The 18,692-nt window shown below is 70.1% G+C and carries 13 protein-coding genes; 9 read left to right on the top strand and 4 right to left on the bottom strand.

Annotation, left to right across the window (positions count from 1 at the left end):
- Window positions 1-13: 13 nt before the first annotated feature.
- Window positions 14-766, bottom strand: a complete 753-nt coding sequence (gene mtgA, locus E2169_RS10025; RefSeq protein WP_165942396.1) for a monofunctional biosynthetic peptidoglycan transglycosylase — start codon at window positions 764-766, stop codon at window positions 14-16.
- 97 nt (window positions 767-863) lie between these two features.
- Here mtgA and hslO point away from each other — a divergent pair, with 97 nt between their 5' ends.
- From hslO to E2169_RS09985, 8 genes are all read left to right on the top strand, one after another.
- Entirely contained in the window at window positions 864-1,751 is an 888-nt protein-coding gene (gene hslO / locus E2169_RS10020; protein WP_188726169.1) for an Hsp33 family molecular chaperone HslO, read from the top strand.
- Between the two features lie 97 nt (window positions 1,752-1,848).
- Window positions 1,849-2,706, top strand: a complete 858-nt coding sequence (locus tag E2169_RS10015) for an XOO1806 family protein (RefSeq protein WP_132986473.1) — start codon at window positions 1,849-1,851, stop codon at window positions 2,704-2,706.
- Window positions 2,707-2,877: 171 nt separating this feature from the next.
- Window positions 2,878-5,547 (top strand): TonB-dependent receptor, encoded by a 2,670-nt coding sequence (locus E2169_RS10010; RefSeq protein WP_132986472.1) that lies wholly within the window; start codon window positions 2,878-2,880, stop codon window positions 5,545-5,547.
- A 64-nt stretch (window positions 5,548-5,611) separates the two neighbouring features.
- Entirely contained in the window at window positions 5,612-7,012 is a 1,401-nt protein-coding gene (locus E2169_RS10005; protein WP_132986471.1) for a sulfotransferase, read from the top strand.
- The gene (locus tag E2169_RS10000) at window positions 7,009-7,683 is read left to right on the top strand and encodes a TIGR02466 family protein (RefSeq protein ID WP_165942395.1); all 675 of its coding nucleotides are present in this window, start codon (window positions 7,009-7,011) and stop codon (window positions 7,681-7,683) included. The genes E2169_RS10005 and E2169_RS10000 overlap by 4 nt, the downstream gene beginning before the upstream one ends.
- Window positions 7,680-8,696, top strand: a complete 1,017-nt coding sequence (locus tag E2169_RS09995) for a class I SAM-dependent methyltransferase (protein ID WP_132986469.1) — start codon at window positions 7,680-7,682, stop codon at window positions 8,694-8,696. The genes E2169_RS10000 and E2169_RS09995 overlap by 4 nt, the downstream gene beginning before the upstream one ends.
- Entirely contained in the window at window positions 8,689-10,638 is a 1,950-nt protein-coding gene (locus E2169_RS09990; RefSeq protein WP_165942394.1) for an O-linked N-acetylglucosamine transferase, SPINDLY family protein, read from the top strand. The genes E2169_RS09995 and E2169_RS09990 overlap by 8 nt, the downstream gene beginning before the upstream one ends.
- A gap of 54 nt (window positions 10,639-10,692) precedes the next feature.
- Complete coding sequence (locus E2169_RS09985; RefSeq protein ID WP_132986467.1) at window positions 10,693-11,976, top strand: putative 2OG-Fe(II) oxygenase; 1,284 nt, start codon at window positions 10,693-10,695, stop codon at window positions 11,974-11,976.
- Window positions 11,977-12,031: 55 nt separating this feature from the next.
- Here E2169_RS09985 and E2169_RS09980 read toward each other — a convergent pair whose 3' ends face one another.
- Together E2169_RS09980 and E2169_RS09975 are read right to left on the bottom strand one after the other, a co-directional pair.
- On the bottom strand, window positions 12,032-13,807 hold the full coding sequence (locus E2169_RS09980) for a phosphoenolpyruvate carboxykinase (GTP) (protein ID WP_132986466.1): 1,776 nt from the start codon (window positions 13,805-13,807) through the stop codon (window positions 12,032-12,034).
- 103 nt (window positions 13,808-13,910) lie between these two features.
- Entirely contained in the window at window positions 13,911-14,492 is a 582-nt protein-coding gene (locus tag E2169_RS09975; protein ID WP_132986465.1) for a TetR/AcrR family transcriptional regulator, read from the bottom strand.
- Window positions 14,493-14,677: 185 nt separating this feature from the next.
- On the opposite strand from E2169_RS09975, the gene E2169_RS09970 reads away from it, so the two are divergent.
- The gene (locus E2169_RS09970; protein WP_132986464.1) at window positions 14,678-17,152 is read left to right on the top strand and encodes an acyl-CoA dehydrogenase; all 2,475 of its coding nucleotides are present in this window, start codon (window positions 14,678-14,680) and stop codon (window positions 17,150-17,152) included.
- A gap of 84 nt (window positions 17,153-17,236) precedes the next feature.
- On the opposite strand, the gene E2169_RS09965 is transcribed toward E2169_RS09970, so the two are convergent.
- A complete protein-coding gene (locus tag E2169_RS09965; RefSeq protein WP_132986463.1) occupies window positions 17,237-18,619 on the bottom strand; it encodes an NTP/NDP exchange transporter in 1,383 nt (460 codons plus the stop codon).
- Window positions 18,620-18,692 lie beyond the last annotated feature (73 nt).

The raw sequence follows: 18,692 nt of genomic DNA, 5'->3' as shown, positions 1-18,692 counted from the left end.
ATGCGCCGCGGCATCATTCCAGCCGCTCCAGCCAGGCCTCGCCGCCAAGGTTGCGCATGTTGCGCTCGATCCACTGCGTGCGCCGCTGCACCCAGGGCCCGGGGCGGTGCGCGCTGTAGCGTCGCGGGCTCGGCAGCACCGCGGCCAGGCGCGCGCTCTGGCTGTTCGACAGGGCGTCCGCGTCCTTGCCCCAGTAACTGCGCGCCGCCGCCTGCGCACCGTAGATGCCGTCACCGAACTCGGCCACGTTGACGTAGACCTCGAGGATGCGCTGCTTCGGCCACAGCAGCTCGATCCACAGCGTGTACCAGGCCTCGGCGCCCTTGCGCACCCAGCTGCGGCCGCCCCAGAGGAACAGGTTCTTCGCCAGCTGCTGGCTGATCGTGCTGCCGCCGCGAATGCGCCCGCCGTCGGCGTTGCTCTCCAGCGCATGCTCGATCGCCGCGAGGTCGAAGCCGCGGTGGCTGGCGAAGTTCTGGTCCTCGGCCGCCACCGCTGCCAGCGGCAGCGAAGGCGCGATCCGGTCCAGGTCGCGCCAGTCGTAGGCGATACGGAAACCGGTGTCGCCGCCACGCAGCGCCTCGAACTGGCGGATGGCCATGAACGAAGAGAACGGCGGGTCGACGAAGCGCAGCACCAGCACCTGCGCGATGCTCAGCAACGCGAGCAGCAGCGGCAGCTTCCACAGCCAGTGCCAGCGGCTGCGCCGACGCCGGGGCGCCGGGGACGATGCCGGCTCCACGTCCTTGTTCCTGCCACGCGCCATCCCCATCTCCACCGTTCGCCCACGCGCGGGCCGATGCGACGATTATCCAGCCGCCGGCCCCCGCCACAATCGCACCGGATCCCGAATGACCGCTTCCATCGAAAGCCGTGACCACCTGAGCCGCTTCCTGCTGCCGCACGCCGGCGTGCGCGGCGTGCACGTGCACCTGGGCGAAACCTGGCGCCGCATCGCCTCCAGCGACGACTACCCGCCGGTGGTGCGCGGCCTGCTCGGCGAGGCCGCGGTGGCCTCGGCGCTGTTCACCGGCCACGTCAAGGTGGACGGCCGGCTGTCGGTGCAGCTGCGCGGCGAGGGCGCACTGCGCACCCTGTTCGCCGAATGCACCGCGGCCGGCACCCTGCGCGGCCTGGCGCGCATGGCCGAGGACGCTGGCGACATCGGCGGGCTCGAGGACCTCGGCAACGATGCCCTGCTCGCCATCACCATCGAAAACCCCGGCATCGGCAGCCGCGACGCCGCCCGCTACCAGGGCCTGGTACCTCTGGACGCCCCCGTCCTGGCGGAGGCCTTCGAAGGCTACTTCACGCGATCCGAGCAATTGCCCACGCGGATCCTGCTGGCTGCCGGCACCGACCACGCTACCGGCCTCATGCTGCAGAAGCTCCCCGCCGACGGTGGCGACGACGATGGCTGGAACCGCGCCAGCGCGCTGTTCTCGACCCTGGATACCACCGAATTGCTGGCCACGCCGGGCCCCACGCTGCTGCACCGCCTGTTCCACGAGGAGGCGCCGGAGCTGGTCGGCGGTCGCCCCCTGGCCTTCGCCTGTTCATGTTCGCGTGGCCGGGTGGAAGCGATGCTGGCCGCGCTGGGCCGGGAGGAGGCGGAAGCCGCGTTGATGGAAGGGACGGCCACGGTGCGATGCGAGTTCTGCGGCCAGGGCTATTTGTTCGATGCAGAGGCCATACACAATCTCTTCACCTCGGCCCAGCGCCCAATGGAACCCCCTGCAGGACTGCAGTGAACGCCGAGGGGATTGTTAAGGAATTATAAATCGACTAGAGTCGAAGTCATGATCGGGGCGGAACTTCCGCCTCAACCTGGGGGTCTATCGGCACGTCATGAAGTCGCGCCTTGCACAACTGTCCCTGACGCTTGCCCTCGCCCTCGGCGTGGCAACGGGCGCGCATGCGCAGGCGTTGCAGGGCGGCAAGCGCGACCAGGCCGTGCTGCCGGTGTGGAACCAGTCCAGCGGCAAGATCGAGGCCCTGCTCCTGCTTGAACCGGCCAACCCCGGCGCCGCTTCGGGCTTCGGCGACAACGCGCTCGATGCCGCCTTCGGGATCGACGCCGGCAACTCCCTGGGCGTGTTCTGCGACCGCCAGTCCGGCCTGGCCAGTGCCCTGGGCAACCTCGCCAACAACTGCATGCTTGCCAGCTTCGAAGACGATGGCGGCACGCATGCCAGCGGCACGGCGGCCTTCAAGGCCGGCCGGAACACCCGGCTGGGCCTCAGCGCCGGCAGCGGCAGCGGCACGCTCCCCGCCTGGCTGACCCCTGGTTCCCGCGGCGCGGGTGCCACGGTCGACCTCAACGACCTGACCGTGTTCGCGCAGCACAACATCGGCCGCGAGGGCGTGGTCGCCATTGCCGGCACCGTGGCCAAGGCCACGCTGATGACCCCCGCCGAGGCCACCAACCTCGGCATCGGCGATGCCTGGACTTCGCACACCCTGTCGATCGGCGGCGGCTATGGCCGCTTCGGTGCCAGCATCGTCGGCCAGGTCGTCGAGACCCCCGGCCAGCCCAAGTGGGAAGGCCTTGGACTCGGCCTGACCTGGCGCACGCCCTGGAGCGGACAGCTCACCGTGGGCGCCGACAATCTCGTCACCAAGGGCCGAAATCCGTTCGCGCCCAGCCTCAATGGCCGCAACGACGAAGGTACCGTGCCTTACATCCGGTACGAGCAGGACCTCTAAGTCCTTGATTCATCCGGATTTCTTTCACGGAATCCGCGATTATTAACAACACTTTAATTTTTGCTCCGGCAGGGCTACTATCGGCATCGGCTTGCCGGGCTTGGCGTCGATCTTGACTTCACCGGTGAGCTCCCATGGGATTTACCCAAGACTCATTTGGAGAGAGAAGAGATGACCGTCAAGACCACCAAGCTCCGCGACGCGATCACTTTCGCGCTCGTGTCCGGTGCGACCGCCCTCGCCGGTACCGGCGTCGCGTTCGCGCAGGACAGCTCGGAACAGCAAGCCACCACCCTCGATCGCATCGAGGTGACCGGCTCGCGCATCAAGCGCGCTGAAATCGAAGGCCCGAACCCGATCACCGTCATCAGCCGTGCCGACATGGACGCCGCTGGCGAGATCTCGGTCGCCGACTTCCTGCGCAACTCCGTCTACAACTCGTTCGGCTCCACCCGCGAGGCTTCGGGCTCGTCGACCGGTTCGCAGGCCACCATCAGCCTGCGCGGCCTCGGCTCGTCCTACACCCTGGTGCTGCTGGACGGCCGTCGCATGACGACCTCGGGCGCGCTGAACGGCGCCGCCGCCAACATCAACATGATCCCGACCTCGGCGGTCGAGCGCATCGAAATCCTGCGTGAAGGCGCGGGCGCGGTGTACGGCTCCGACGCGATCGGCGGCGTGGTCAACGTGATCCTGCGCAAGGATTACGAAGGCATGACCATCTCCGGCGGCGTCGAAAGCCCGAAGGTCGGCCCGAACGGCAACTACGCCAGCGTGGCCGGCGGCATCAGCTCCGACCGCGGCAACGTCACTTTCGTTCTGGACCACATGGAACGCGAGATGATGTACAACCGCGACATCAAGGGCATCGTCACCGGGGCCGGCCTGGCCTGGGGCCTGAGCACCTTCAACTCCGCGGCCAACATCTTCATCCCCGGCCGTGGCATCGTCTCCGCCCCGAACTGCGACTCGTTCGAGAACAGTGTCATGCAGGCGAACGGCACCTGCGGCTTCGACCACGGCGCCACCTCGGCCAACGAGTCGTCGATGAACCGCAATGCCATGCTGCTGAACGGCAACTACGACATCACCGACAACACCTCGCTGTTCTTCCGCGCGCTGGCGTCGAACACCGACAGCCTGGGCGTGTACGCCTCGGCGCCGGTCGACACCTTCCCGACCATCTCCGCGGACAATCCGCACAACCCGCACGGCGCCGACGGCACCCTGTATTACCGCTTCACCCCGCTCGGCACCCGCGACTCGCTGCGCGCTGACACCTTCCGCGAGTACAGCGTCGGCCTGCGCGGCATCGTCGACATGTTCGGCGGCGCCGACTGGCAGCTCACGGCTGGCCACGGCGAGTCCAACCAGTCGTCGGTGAACTACAACTACGGCATCGGCAGCGTCCTGCAGGAGCTGATCGACTCCGGCGACTACAACCCCTTCATCCCCACCCATCCGAGCGTCACCGCCGCGGCTCCGCTGGTCGGCCACACCGTGTACGTGGAGTCCAAGCAGCGCACCTTCACCGTCGACGGCAACATCGGTTTCGACCTGTTCGACATCGGCGACCGCCCGGTCGGCTTCGTCACCGGCTTCGAATACCGCGACGACCGCTTCCTGCAGCTCTATGACGCACAGAGTGCCGCCGGCAACGTCTTCGGTTCGGCGGGTGCCCCGGGTGGTGGCGAGCGCGCTTATTACGCCGCCTACTTCGAGTCGCTGTTCCCGATCCTCGACACCTTCAGCGTGACGCTGGCCGGCCGCTACGACAGCTACAACGACGTCGGCAGCAAGTTCTCGCCGCGCGTGTCGATGGAGTTCCGCCCGATCGACAGCCTGCTGGTCCGTGGCTCGTGGGGCAAGGGCTTCAAGGCCCCGAGCATGGCCAACCTGTACGGTGCGTCGTCCACGACCAACCTCAACAGCCCGCCCGTGCCGTCTGCCGGCCTCGCCGGTGGCGACGCCCTGGCCTGCGCCGCGCTCCGCACCGCACGTACGAACACGGGCGACGCGACCTACAACCCCTACCCGGTCGATCCCTGCCTGACCGAGGGCCAGTACCAGTGGCTGGTCACTTCCAACTCGAACCTGAAGCCGGAAGAGTCGAAGAACTGGGGCCTGGGCGTGGTGTGGAGCCCGACCGACGCGATGTCGTTCGCGCTCGACTACTACGACATCGAGCTGGAGAACGTGATCTCCAACGTGCCGCGCGCGCTGGCGTTCCAGTTCGGCGACGAGGGCCGTCCGAGCTATGGCGTGACCCGTACCCCTGGCTTCCTGGCGCCCGACGGCACCACCATGATGCCGGGCGTGCCGCAGCAGATCCTGCTGCCGATCGACAACGGTGCGCTGCAGACCGTCCGCGGCATCGACCTCGAGGCCAGCTACCGCCTCGACACCGAAGCCATGGGCACGTTCAATACCCGCCTTGCCGTGTCGCACATGCTGGAGTACAACTTCACCCCGATCCTGTCCCCGACGCAGGAGCAGATCGGCGATCCCGGCCAGCCCGAGAACCGCGCGCAGCTTTCGCTGGGCTGGGATTCGGGTGACTGGTCGGCCGTCGCCATCGGCAACTACATCGGCGACAGCGGTGAAATCACCACCAACGCTGCCGGCGCCCGAGTCAACCGCCGCCTGCCGTCGTGGACGACCTGGGACCTGCAGGGCAGCGTGAAGCTGCCGTGGAACGCCAAGGTGGCCATGGGCGTCCGCAACGTCGGCAACAAGATGCCTCCGTTCAACGCCTCGCTGTATGGCTTCCCGTACTACGACAACACGCTGTACAACATCTGGGGTCGCACCCCCTACATCCGCTACGAGCAGAACTTCTGATCCAGCGGTAATTGCGTAACATTGGACGGCCCGCATTGCGGGCCGTCTTTTTTTGGAGCAGGGGATGGACCGACCCGATCCTCCGTGGGCACCGCATCCGGATCCCGCCGTCGAGGCACGCCTCGCCCGCGCCGATCCGGCGATGCTGGGCGCACTGCTGGCCGATCCAGCCCTGCGCAACGATCCCTATGCCCGGCTGCGGGCACTCGACCGCATGCACGGCGCAGCAGCGCCGAACCCGCAGGTACTCGGCGCCTGGCTGCAGGCCATGCTGCTCGGCAACCGGCCCCAGCGCGCATGGCGGGTGACCGGCGGCTGGCCGATCGGCGCCGCCACGCCCCCCGACGTCCAACTCCTGGCCGCCCAGGTCGCGCAGGCCGTCGGCCGCGGCGACGAGGCCCGCGCACGCTTCCGGGAAGTCATCGGGCGCCATCCCCACTGGGTCGATGCCCTGCAGAAGTACGCCGAATTCGAAGCCCCCGGCGCCATGCCGGACCATGCGGTGCAGGCGCTGGAGCGCATCCTCGCCGCGGGTGCCACCGACTACGACCGCGAGAAGGCCGGCTTCGCACTGGCGCGCGCCGTTGCGCCGCGGGATCCGCAGCGCGCGTTCGCGCTGGCCGCCGCGGCGCAGGCGCGGAAGCGCGGCCGCATCGGCCCCTGGGATCGTGCCGCATTCGAGGCACGACTCGCCCACGACCGCAGCCTGGCGCCGTTGCCCGACCGGGGCAGGCCCTGCAGCGAAGTCTTCATCGTCGGCCTTCCCCGCAGCGGGACCACCCTGCTTGCCAGCCTGCTGGGCGCGCACCCGTCGATCGCCAACGTCGGCGAACAGGGCCTGCTGCCCGCGCTCGCCGCCGACCCGCCCCCCGCCCGCAGCGGCGCCCATGCCCGTGACTGGTACCGCGCCGCGCTCGCCGATCTTGCGGACGGCGCACCCGTGGTGGTCGACAAGCTTCCCGGAAACGCGGAACACGCCGGTCACGCGCTCGCCCGCTTCCCGGACGCCCTCGTCGTGCACCTTGAGCGCGGGCTGGATGACTGCGCGACCTCCATACACATGCACGACTTCGAGTCGGGCAGCGCCTACGCCTGCGAAGGCGCCGACCTCGGCCACTATGCGGGCGCCATCGCCAGCCACCTTCGCGGCCTGCGCGAACGCAGCCCCACGCGCGTGCTGCACCTGCGCTTCGAAGACCTCGCACGCGCGCCCGAGGCCAGCCTGCGACCCCTGTTGTCACGCCTGGGCCTCGACTGGGATCCGTCGATCCCCGAGTTCTGGCGCCAGGACGTGCAGACCGCGACCTACAGCGAAGCCCAGGTGCGCGAGCCGGTGCACACCCGCTCCATCGGAAGCGCCCGGCGCTTCCTTCCCGCATCCGCCATCTTCCTGGCCGCAGTCCGGGGAGCGGCGGCGAAATGGCATCATTCCGTATCCCGGCAACCCGAGTCCCCTTCGCCATGACGCAGACCGACGAAGTCCAGGCTACCGTGCACCCGCTGTATGCCGTGCCCCTGCTGCAGGCGCAGATACCCGGGGCGGAGGCGCTGAACGCCGGCCTGCGGGAGCTGTTCCTCGGACTCGAGGCCGAAGGCGATCGCCATCGCGACATCCAGGCGCGCGACACCCAGCACGGAATCTTCGAGAGCAACTTCTACCTGCACCGCCGGCCCGAGGCCCCGGTGCGGGCGCTGTTCTCCCACATCGACTCGCTGCTCGACAACTTCGTCCGCGGCATCAGCGGTTTCGACGACGCGCAGATGGACAACATCGAGGTCGACATGCACAGCTGGTTCCACGTCACCCGCCGCGGTGGCTTCCAGTCGGTGCACAACCATCCCAACGCCAGCTGGTCGGCGATCTATTGCGTGGACCCGGGCGACGCCAGCGAACCCCAGAGTGGCCTGGTGCGTTTCCACGATCCCCGGGTGGGCAGCGACATGTACCGCGACCCGGCCAACGAGCACCTGCAGATCCCCTATCGCATCGGTGCCTGGCAGCTCAAGCACAAGGCCGGGCAGTTGATCGCGTTCCCCTCCTACCTGCTGCACGAGGTGTTCCCATACACCGGCGAGCGCCCGCGCATCGTCGTCGCGCTCAATGCCTGGTGCCGCTGGAAGAAGCCGCCGGCATGAGCGGCAGCGGTGTACCGGTGGACCCGGGGGCGGGCAGCCCTGCGCAGGCCGCGCCGTGGACGCGCCTGTGGCGCAGCGGCGTGCTGCATTCCTGCTCGACCGCCATGGACGGGAACTACGAGGGTCCGGTCCGCGCGTTCTGGGCGGCGCAGTTCGGTCGGCTCGCCAACGGCAGCGTGATGGTCGACATCGGCACCGGCAACGGAGCCCTGGCGCTGCTGGCCGTGGAAGCGGCGCGGGCGCGCGGCATCGGCTTCGACGTGCACGGCGTGGACCTTGCGGACATCACGCCTGGTGACGCCATCGAAGCCGGGGCAGGCGCCTTCGCCGACATCCGCTTCCATCCGCGCACCTCGTTTACCGCCCTGCCCTTCGCCGACGGCGGCGTGGATCTCCTGTGTTCGCAGTTCGCGTTCGAATACGCGCCGCGGGATGCCGCGGCCGCCGAAGCCCTGCGCGTGATCGGCCGGCGCGGCGGCGTGGCGATGGTGCTGCATTCCACCGACAGCCTCATCGCGCGCACCTCCGCCGGGCGGCTGCCGTGGTTCGGCCACGTCCTGCGCGACAGTCCCCTGCTGCCTGCCGCCGCGGCGATGCTGGAGGTGCTCGCCGGGGCCCGCACGCCCGCCGCGCGCGCGGCGCTGGCCGCGAGCCCGGGCGCCGAGGCGGCGCGCAAGGCGTTCAACGACGCCGCCGCGGCGCTGCTGGCCCGCGCCGCCGAACCCGGCGCCGCCGACGTGGTGGAGCGCAGCACCCGCGCGATCTCGCATGCGCTGAGGACCGCCGGCGCGGATCCGGACGGCGCGCGCGGGCAACTCGCTTCGCTCCGCCAATGGCTCGACGACGAGGAAGCGCGCCTGCTGCAGCTGCGCGCTTCGCTGCTCGACGACGAGGCGCTGGCCGGGCTTGCCGGATGCTTCCGCACCGCGGGCCACGATGTGGCCTGCGGGGAACTGGCGCAGCGGCCGGACGCCAAGCTCGGCTGGACGCTGGAGGTTGCCGCGCGTGGATGAGGCCGGCGCGGCCCGCCGCCTGCACCAGGCCGGCGACCTCGACGGCGCCGAGCGCCACTACATGCGGGCGCTGGCCGCGGCCCCCGGCGACCAGCCGCTGCGCCGCGACCTTGCCGCCCTGTTGCTGCAGCGCGCACGCCCGCGCGAGGCGATTCCACTGCTGCGCGAGGTGCTGTCCGCGGGCGCGCGCGATGCGCAGGCGGCGACAATGCTGGCCTTCGCGCTGCGTGGCCTGGGCGACGTCGCCGCTGCACGTGACGCCGCATCCACAGCGCTCGCTATCGAACCGCGCGATCCGCTGGCCCTGCTCGCCGCCGGAAGCCTGGCCGTGATCGCCGGCGACGCCACCTCGGCCGAGCCCTGGCTGCGGGCCGCTGTGGCCATCGAGCCGCGCCTGTTCGAAGCCTGGCACTACCTCGGCGAAGCGCTGCAGGCCCGGTGCCGCTGGCAGGAAGCCACCGCCGCCTACCGCCAGGCCATGGCCGGGCATCCGGGCGAAGCCATGAACGTCGGCATCTGCGCCGAGCGCGCCGGCGACCTCACCGTGGCGCGGGACGCCTACCTGCAGGCCCATGCCGCCGCCCCCGGGCGCGCCGACGTGCTGGTGCGCCTGGCGCAGGTCGAAGCCATGGCCTGCCGCTTCGACGACAGCCGCGCCCACGCCGCCATGGCCGATGCGCTCCTGGCGGCCGGCACCATCGGCGATGACGACCGGCCGGAGCCGTTCCCGATGTCCTGGCTGGAAACCGGCGACGTCGCCACCGCGCAGGTGCTCGAACGCCAGGTGCGCCGCATCCTCGCCCGTGCGCGCGCGCTGCCGCGGCTGCCGCCGCCAACGCACGCGGTCGGCGGCGGGAGCATCCGCATCGGCTACCTGTCCGCCGACTTCGGCCGGCACGCCGTTGGAACCCTGCTCGCGGGGCATTTCGCCGCCCACGACCGCACGCGTTTCCAGGTCCACGCCTATTCGCTGCGCCACCACGACGATGACGTTGCCACCGCCATCCGCGCGGGCTGCGATAGTTTCATCGACTGCGAGGCGATGGCCAGCGACGCCATCGCCCGCCGCATCCGCGACGACGGCATCGACGTGCTGTTCGACCTCGGCGGCTATACCGCCGGCGCACGCCCCGAAGTGCTGGCACTGCGACCCTGTGCACTCCAGCTTGGCTGGCTGGGTTTCATCCATGGCCACCAGGCGCCGTGGCTGGACGGCATCGTGCTCGACCGCCACGTGCAGCCCGTCGATGCCGCCTGGCCCTGGTCGGACGCAGCGCTGCGCCTGGACACCCTGATGCTGCCCGCCTGCGCGATGCCGAGCGGGCGCCCGGATCGTGCCGGCCTCGGCCTGCCGGAGGGCGTGCCGCTGCTGGCCAGCTTCAACAACAGCTACAAGTTGGACGATGCGCTCGTCGACGCCTGGGTGCGCATCCTGCAGCGCGCGCCACGCGCGCACCTCCTGGTGTACCTGCCCGAGGCGGCGCGCAGCGGGTTCCTCGCGGCCTGGACGCGGCACGGTGGTGATCCCGCGCGCCTGCATCCCTGCGGGCACCTGCCGGCCGAGCGCCAGGCCGACCGCGCCGCGAGCTGCGACCTCTTCCTCGATGCCTTCCGCTACCAGGCCGGCGCCACCGGCATCGCCGCCGCGGCCGCGGGGCTGCCGCTGCTCTCACGCCGCGGCGACAGCCCGCTCGCGCGACTCGGCTCCGGCCTGAACGGCTTCCTCGGCATGGAGGACCTGGTGTGCACCGACGCCGACGCCTACGTCGCGCGCGCAGTGGCGCTGGCCAGTGATCCCGTCGCGCTTGCCGAGCTTCGCGCCCGCACCACCGCCGCCGTGGCACGCAGCCGCCTGCTCGACCCGCGCCGCGCGGCGGCGGCGATCGAAGACCTGGCGGTGGAGCAGCTGGCCGCGCGGCGGGGGCCGCACGCGACGACTTGAAATCAGCGCGCCTGCGCTCCCATGATGCATGGGCTTTGACGTGCAGCGGAGCGCATGAACAGCACCCCGGATACCGCGATACTCGATGCCCGCGCCGCGCTGCGCCGCAACGATGACCTGGCCGCGGTCGCCATCCTCGATGCCGCGCTGGCGGTGCACGCGGGCAACGCGTCCGTGCTGGCGCTGCGCGGTGCGGCCCATGCCCGCGGCAGCCGCTTCGAGGCGGCGATCGCGGACTTCACCGCCGCGCTCGGTCCGCGCGCCGACAACCCCGCGCTGCTGTTCAACCGCGCGCTCGCCCTGAACGCCTGCGAACGCGCCGAAGACGCGCTGGCGGACTTCACCGCGCTCCTGCGCATCGATCCGGCGGCCACCGAAGCCTCGGCGAACGCCGGCGTGATCCTGCAGCGCCTGGGGCGCCACGGCGAAGCCATTCCCTACCTCGAGCGCGCCCGCGCCGCGGCCCCGCACGACCCGCGCATCCTGCGCAGCCTCGGCAATGCGCTGCATGGCAGCGGGCGTCGCGACGAAGGCCTGGCCCTGCTCGCCGAATCCGAACGCCGCGCGCCCGCCGATCCCGCGGCGCTGACCGACCATGCCGTCGCCCTGCTCGGCGCCGGCCACGCGGAAGAGGCGCGCCGGCGTTTCGCGCACGCGCTGGAGCTGGACCCGCGCGACCAGACCGCGCTGGCCGGCCTCTACATGGCGGCGAACGATCTTGGCGATGCCGCCACGGTCGACCTGCTCATGGACCATGACAGGCTGCTCGCCGGCGGCGGCACTGGCGATGCGATCGACCTGGATGCCCTGCGCGAAGCCACGCTGGCGCACCCGGCGCTGCACTGGGAGCCCGCCGGACGCTCCACCCGCCGCGGCGAGCAGAGCGCGATGCTCGACCTCTCGCCGGACTCGCCCTTTGGAGCGTATGGCGCCTTCATCGAGCGCTTCGTCGCCGACCGCATCAGGGCGGTGTCGGCCGATCCAGTGCTGCATGCGCATCCCTGGGGCCGCGCCGCGCCGCGCCGCTGGCGGCTGCAATCCTGGGCCACCGTGCTGCACGCAGGCGGGCACCAGGATCCGCACATCCACCCTGCGGGCTGGCTGAGCGGGGTGCTTTACGTCGACGCAGGGAACGCGGAGCCCGGACCGTCCGACGGCTCACTGCTGTTCGGGCATGCGCCACCGGGCACCATGCGCTCGCCGCCGCGCGGGCACGTCCATGCACCGCGCACTGGCGAACTGGTGAGCTTCCCCTCGTACTTCTTCCACCACACGCGGCCCTACCGCGGCACCCGGCCGCGGATCAGCCTGGCCTTCGACGTCATGCCGCTGGCCTGAACTCCGACCGCGAGCCGGTTCGACCGCCCGGATCCCCGTCAGCGCAGGGCCGCTGTCAGGCGCGCAGCGGCTCCAGGCTCCGGCGCAGCGGGGAGTCCGCCGGCACGCCGAGCCCATGCAGGTAGGCTTCGACCACATCGGCCTCGGCCGCCCAGCCTTCCGCATCCACGCTCAGCAGCTCGGCCATCGCCTCCGGCGCGACCTCCGCGCCGTCGACATCGAGCGCGCCTGCCGACGGCACGTGGCCGATCGGCAAGGCGTCGGCGGCCGCGCGGCCATCGACGCGGCCGATGATCCATTCCAGCACCCGCAGGTTGTCCCCGAAACCGGGCCACATGAAACGCCCATCGGCATCCTTGCGGAACCAGTTGACGTGGAAGATCTTCGGCAGCTTCGCGCCGGGCCTGTCGAAGGACAGCCAGTGCGCGAAATAGTCGGCGAAGCTGTAACCGCAGAAGGGCTTCATCGCCATCGGGTCGCGACGCATCACGCCCACGGCCCCGGTGGCGGCAGCGGTGGTTTCCGATGCCATCGCCGCGCCGACGAGCACGCCGTGCGCCCAGTCGCGGGCCTCGAACACCAGCGGCACGAGGGTGGAACGCCGGCCACCGAAGACGATCGCACTGATCGGCACACCCTGAGGATCCTCGGCGTGCGGCGAGAACGTGGGGCACTGCCGCGCGCTGACGGTGAAGCGCGAGTTCGGGTGCGCGGCCGGGCCGTTGGCGGCGTCGTAGGGCCGGCCCTGCCAGTCCTCCGCCGGTACGCGCTTGTCCAGGCCTTCCCACCAGGGCTGGCCGTCGTCGGTGACCGCGACGTTGGTGAAGATGGTGTTTTCCTGGATGCAGGCCAGCGCGTTGGGATTGGATTTCCCGGACGTGCCCGGGGCGACGCCGAAGAAGCCGGCCTCGGGATTGATCGCCCACAGCCGCCCGTCCTCGCCTGGATGCATCCAGCAGATGTCGTCGCCGACCGTCCACACCTTCCAGCCCTTCTCGCGGTAGGACTCCGGCGGGATCAGCATGGCCAGGTTGGTCTTGCCGCAGGCGCTGGGAAACGCCGCCGCGACGTAATGCACCTCGCCCTGCGGATTCTCGATGCCGACGATGAGCATGTGTTCGGCCAGCCAGCCCTCCTGGCGCGCCTGGTACGACGCGATGCGCAGTGCGTGGCACTTCTTGCCCAGCAGCGCGTTGCCGCCATAGCCGGAGCCGTAGGACTTGATCGTCAGCTCCTCCGGGAAATGCATGATGAAGCGGCGCTCGGGATCCAGCTCGCCGGTGGAATGCAGGCCGCGCACGAAGGTCCCTTCGCGCTCGATGCGCGCCAGTGCCGTCACGCCCATGCGCGTCATCAGCCGCATGTTGGCGACGACGTACGCGGAATCCGTGATCTCGACGCCGCAGCGCGCCAGCGGCGAGTCGATCGGGCCCATGCAGTACGGGACGACGTACATCGTGCGGCCCTGCATGCAGCCATCGAACAGGGCGTCGATCTTCGCGTGGGCGTCGGCCGGCGCCATCCAGTGGTTGTTGGGGCCGGCGTCCTCCCGGTTCGACGGGCAAACGAAGGTCAGGTGCTCGACCCGGGCCACGTCATCGGGGCTGGAGCGGTGCAGCACGCAGCCGGGATGGGTGTCCTGGTTGAGCGGCAACAGGGTGCCATCGGCCATCATGGCCTCCTGCAGCGCAGCGGCTTCGGCGTCGCTGCCGTCACACCACACCACGCGATCCGGACGGGTCAGCGCCGCGACTTCGTCGACCCACTGCCGCAGGGACGCAAGCCGGGTGCCGGGCGTCGCATCCGCGCCCTGCTGGGGAACTGCATTCATGTCCTGCGCCTCCGAAGCGCGCTTTTTCAGGCTGGACCGCCAATTCTAGCCAGCCGACACCCCCGCGTTGTGCTGCAGTGCAATACGCAGCCCCGCTTCGGCCTCAGCCCGGCACCAGCGTGCGCGTCAGGTGCTCGACGTATTCGTCGAATTCCTCCTGTGGCATCCGTGCCTGGTGCAACTGCAGGTTCAGCTGCAGGAATCCGACGTAGGCGGCATAGGTCAGGCGCGCGCGGTGCCGGGCCTCGGTGCGGCCCAGGCCCGCCTGGCGGAACGATGCGGTGAGATAGTCGAGCCGACGCTGCGAGACGCGGTCGATCACCGGCTGTACGGCCGGATGGTCGGGTGCCTTGAGCAGCGCGCTGTAGACCACGTGCGACTTGAACTCGCGCGCGACCATCTGGAACAGCGCGCGCAGGCGTTCACGGGGATCGGGCACGGCCTCGAGCTTGCCGAACACGTCCTGTTCCTCGACCGCTTCCCAGCGCTCCAGCGCAGCCTGCAGCAGCGCGTCGCGGGACGGAAAGTGCCAGTAGAAACTGCCCTTGGTCACGCCCAGCCGGCGTGCGAGCGGCTCGACCGCCACCGCGGACACGCCCTGCTCGGCGACCAGGTCAAGTGCGGCCTCGGCCCAGTCTTCGGCGCTGAGGCGGCTGCGTTCGCTCTTTGCCGCAGGCTTCTTCATTTCCCGAGTGTATCCATACGCATGGGTGCGGGACAGTCTCTCCACTTTGCCGGGCGCCGCATTGACAGCGCCCGGCGCCGATGTCCATACTGATCCGTATGGCCGCTGCGCGACCCGTGTTGTCAGCGGGTGCACACTGGCTTCCACCAGCCGAAGGCGAGCCCAGCGCTCGCGGAGACCATGCCATGAGTATCGTCATCCCCTTCCTCGTCCTGCTGCTGGTCGGCGCCTTCGCCGCCTACCACCGGATGCGCCTCGCCACCTGGGCGGCCATCACCGCCGCCGCGCTCGCCGCCTGCTGGCTGCTGGGCGCCAGCATTCCCGCCACCGTGGTCGCGATCGTCATCGCCACCCTGATCGCCGTGCCTTTGCTGCTGCCGGCGATCCGCAAGCCCCTGGTCACCGCGCCGCTGCTGAAGTTCTACCGCAAGATCCTGCCGCCGCTGTCGCAGACCGAGCGCATCGCGCTGGAGGCCGGCTCGGTCGGCTTCGAGGGCGAGCTGTTCTCGGGCGCGCCGGACTGGGACGTGCTGATGTCGCAGCCGAAGCCGGAGCTCACCGCCGAGGAGCAGGCCTTCCTCGACGGCCCGGTGGAAGCGCTTTGCCGGATGACCGACGACTGGGACATCACCCACGTGCGCGCCGACCTGCCGCCGGAGCTGTGGCAGTTCATGAAGGAGCAGCGCTTCTTCGGGATGATCATCCCCAAGGAGTACGGCGGCCTGGGCTTCAGCGCGCTGGCGCACCACAAGGTGATCCAGAAGCTGGCCTCGATCTCAAGCGTAGTCAGCTCCACGGTCGGCGTGCCGAACTCGCTCGGCCCGGGCGAGCTGCTGATGCACTACGGCACCCAGGCACAGAAGGATCATTACCTGCCGCGCCTGGCCGATGGCCGCGAGGTGCCCTGCTTCGCCCTGACCGGCCCGTTCGCGGGCTCCGACGCGACCTCGATCCCGGACTTCGGCATCGTCTGCAAGGGCGAGTGGGACGGCGCCCGCGTGCTGGGCGTGAAGCTCACCTTCGACAAGCGCTACATCACCCTGGCGCCGGTGGCCTCGCTGATCGGCCTGGCCTTCCGCATGTACGACCCCGACGGCCTGCTGGGCGACACCCGCGACATCGGCATCACCCTGGCCCTGGTGCCGCGCGAGGTCGAAGGCATGGACGTCGGCCGCCGCCACTTCCCGCTCAACTCGCCGTTCCAGAACGGCCCGGTGCGCGGCCACGAGGTGTTCGTGCCGCTGAGCCGGATCATCGGCGAGGAAAACGGCTTCGGCGAGGGCTGGCGCATGCTGAGCGAGTGCCTGTCGATCGGCCGCTCGATCACCCTGCCCTCCACCGCCAGCGGCGGCGCCAAGTCCGGCGCGGTCACGACCGGTGCCTATGCGCGCGTCCGCAAGCAGTTCGGGCTGTCGATCGGGCGCTTCGAGGGCGTGGAGGAAGCGCTCGCCCGCATCGGCGGCAAGGCCTATGCGATCAGCGCGCTCTCGCAGGCGACTGCGGCCGCGGTCGACCGCGGCGACGTGCCGGCGGTGCCTTCGGCGATCGCGAAATACCACTGCACCGAGATGGGCCGCGAGGTCGCCAAGGACGTCATGGACGTGATCGGCGGCAAGGGCATCATCCTCGGCCCGCGCAACTTCGCCGGGCGTTCCTGGCAGGCAGCGCCGATCGCGATCACGGTCGAGGGCGCCAACATCATGACGCGCAGCCTGCTGATCTTCGGCCAGGGCGCGATCCTCTGCCATCCCTGGGTGATGAAGGAAATGAAGGCGGCGCAGGATCCCGACGAGCGCGCCGGCCTCGAGGCCTTCGACCGCGCGCTCTTCGGCCACATCCGCTACGCGATTTCCAACGCCGTGCGTTCGGTGTGGTTCGCCGTCACCGGCTCGCGCTTCGGCAAGGCGCCGGGCGACGACTACACCCGCCGCTTCTTCCGCCGCCTCAACCGCCACTCCGCCAACCTGGCGCTGATGGCCGACGTGTCGATGCTGATGCTGGGCGGCAAGCTCAAGTTCAAGGAATCCCTGTCGGGTCGCCTGGGCGACGTGCTCAGCCACCTGTACATGACCAGCGCGATCCTGAAGCGCTACCACGACGAGGGCGCGCCGGTCGCCGACCGCCCGCTGCTGGCGTGGGCGTACCACGACAGCGTGCACAAGATTGAAACCGCGCTCTCGGCGGCGCTGCGCAACTTCCCGATCCGCCCGGTGGGCTGGCTGATGTGGCTGCTGATCTTCCCGCTCGGCCGCCGCGCCGAAGCGCCGGGCGACCGCCTCGGCCATCGCGTCGCCGCGCTGCTGATGGCACCGAACGAAGCGCGCGACCGGCTCGCATCGGGCGTCTTCATGACGCCCTGCGCGAACAACCCCGCCGGCCGCATCAACAGCTACCTGGCCGCCGCCGTGGCCGCGGAGCCGGTGGAACGCAAGTTCCTCAAGGCGCTGAAGAACAAGGGCATCGAGGCGCTGGACTTCGCCAGCCAGCTCGACGAGGGCGTGCGCGAAGGCTGGATCACCGCCGAGGAGCGGGTGCAGCTCGAGGAGCTGCGCGCGATGACGCTCGACGCGATCACCGTCGACGACTTCGATGCGCACGAACTGCGCGCGGCGACGTATTACGACCGCCACCGTCCGGACGGGACGCGCGAAGCGGCCTGAGTCCGGAGCGGTCGTGAATGCTGCTGCTGTGCGCAATCCACAGCCTGGGCTTCGCGCTGTTCCACCTGGCGTTCCGGGCGCTGTTCAAGTGGCCGCGGACGCTTTCCCGCTGCCGGTGCTCGCCTGGCGTCGGCCGGGGTCCTCCGGCAGCGTGCGCTCGGCGCGCACCACGCGCCACGCGCCGTAGGTCATGCCAAGGGCGATGCCCAGGCCGGCGAGGAACACCATGCTCGAACCCAGCGTCGCCAGCGCCTTGTGCACCCAGACGAAGGTGAGGTCGCCGCCCCGGTAGACCGCGGTGTCGATGACCGCCTTGGCCTTGTAGCGCTCCTCGCGGTCGACGCGGGTGTACAGGGTTTCGCGCGCGGGCTTGGCCAGCGAGAACTCGCTGGCGCGGGTGACGATCTGCACGATCGCCACCAGCATCGGCAGCGGCGAGGCCGACAGTGCCGCGAAGCCCAGGATGATCGCGAACGCCGGCAGCAACAGCAGCGGCGCGATGCCGTAGCGCTGCAGCAGGAAGCGCGTCAGCAACAGCTGGATGGCGATCGTGAGCCCGTTGATCGCCCAGTCGAGCATCGAGTAGAACGCCGCGCGCTCTTCCGCGGTGTCGAAGGCCGCGCGCACGATCGCCGCCTGCTCGTTGTACAGCAGGGTGCCGACGCCGACGCCGAAGAACATCAGCATCGCCAGCGCGCGCAGCAGCGGCCGCTCCCAGACCAGGCGCAGGCCGGCGAGGATCGAGCCGCCCATCGCGCGCCCGTCCGTGCCGCCGCCGTGGCTGCGCTCGCGTGCCAGCGCCCAGGGCCGCAGCTTGATGATGCACAGCAGGCAGATGCCGATGAAGCCCGCCGAGACCAGCAGCAGGTTGGCCACGCCCACCGGCTCCACCAGGAAGCGCGTGATGGCGGGGCCGACCAGGGCGCCGATGGTACCGCCAGCGCCGATGTAGCCGTAGAACTGCTTCGCATTGGCGTTGTCGAAGACATCGGCCATGAAGCTCCAGAACACGGTCACCGCGAACAGGTTGAACACCGCCACCCAGACGAAGAACACCGCGCCGCGCCCGGGAATGCCGCTGTCGAAAGCCCACCAGAAACCCAGCAGGCAGGCGATGAACACCAGGTACACCGCCGGCAGGAAGACGCGCCGCGGGAAGCGCGACACCAGGGCACCGTACAGCGGCTGCAGCAGCACCATGGCGATGAAGGTGGCGGTGAACAGCAGCTGCAGGGTGAAGGCGCCGACCTCGATGCCCAGGCGCTCGCCCAGTGCGATCAGGCCGCGCGGGAATACGGCCGCCGCGTCGGACGAGGCACCCATGGCGTCGCGCACCGGGCGCAGCACGTAGTAGCCGCAGAGCAGGCTGAAGAAGTAGAGCATCGCCCACCACAGCGGTGGCGAGGCGGACAGCGCGGCCCGGAAGCGTCCCAGGCGCCGACCGGTGCCCACCTGCTCGCTGATCATCAAACCGGTGCCTTCCAGTCGCCGCCCATTGCAAGCCGCACGTTATCCGATCGGGCGACCCTGCCGCCACCTT

The organism is Luteimonas terricola (genome assembly GCF_004352845.1).
Classification (GTDB): domain Bacteria; phylum Pseudomonadota; class Gammaproteobacteria; order Xanthomonadales; family Xanthomonadaceae; genus Luteimonas; species Luteimonas terricola.
The sequence above is the reverse complement of the archived record's forward strand: the minus strand, read 5'-3'. Positions and strand labels throughout refer to the sequence as shown.

Excerpts from the sequence above, each read along its gene's own strand:
- E2169_RS09980 (WP_132986466.1), bottom strand. The coding sequence starts at position 13,807 with ATGAATGCAGTTCCCCAGCAGGGCGCGGATGCGACGCCCGGCACCCGG.
- E2169_RS09975 (WP_132986465.1), bottom strand. The coding sequence starts at position 14,492 with ATGAAGAAGCCTGCGGCAAAGAGCGAACGCAGCCGCCTCAGCGCCGAA.
- E2169_RS10000 (WP_165942395.1), top strand. The coding sequence starts at position 7,009 with ATGACGCAGACCGACGAAGTCCAGGCTACCGTGCACCCGCTGTATGCC.
- E2169_RS09985 (WP_132986467.1), top strand. The coding sequence starts at position 10,693 with ATGAACAGCACCCCGGATACCGCGATACTCGATGCCCGCGCCGCGCTG.
- E2169_RS10015 (WP_132986473.1), top strand. The coding sequence starts at position 1,849 with ATGAAGTCGCGCCTTGCACAACTGTCCCTGACGCTTGCCCTCGCCCTC.
- E2169_RS10010 (WP_132986472.1), top strand. The coding sequence starts at position 2,878 with ATGACCGTCAAGACCACCAAGCTCCGCGACGCGATCACTTTCGCGCTC.
- E2169_RS09995 (WP_132986469.1), top strand. The coding sequence starts at position 7,680 with ATGAGCGGCAGCGGTGTACCGGTGGACCCGGGGGCGGGCAGCCCTGCG.
- mtgA (WP_165942396.1), bottom strand. The coding sequence starts at position 766 with ATGGCGCGTGGCAGGAACAAGGACGTGGAGCCGGCATCGTCCCCGGCG.
- E2169_RS09970 (WP_132986464.1), top strand. The coding sequence starts at position 14,678 with ATGAGTATCGTCATCCCCTTCCTCGTCCTGCTGCTGGTCGGCGCCTTC.
- E2169_RS10005 (WP_132986471.1), top strand. The coding sequence starts at position 5,612 with ATGGACCGACCCGATCCTCCGTGGGCACCGCATCCGGATCCCGCCGTC.
- E2169_RS09965 (WP_132986463.1), bottom strand. The coding sequence starts at position 18,619 with ATGATCAGCGAGCAGGTGGGCACCGGTCGGCGCCTGGGACGCTTCCGG.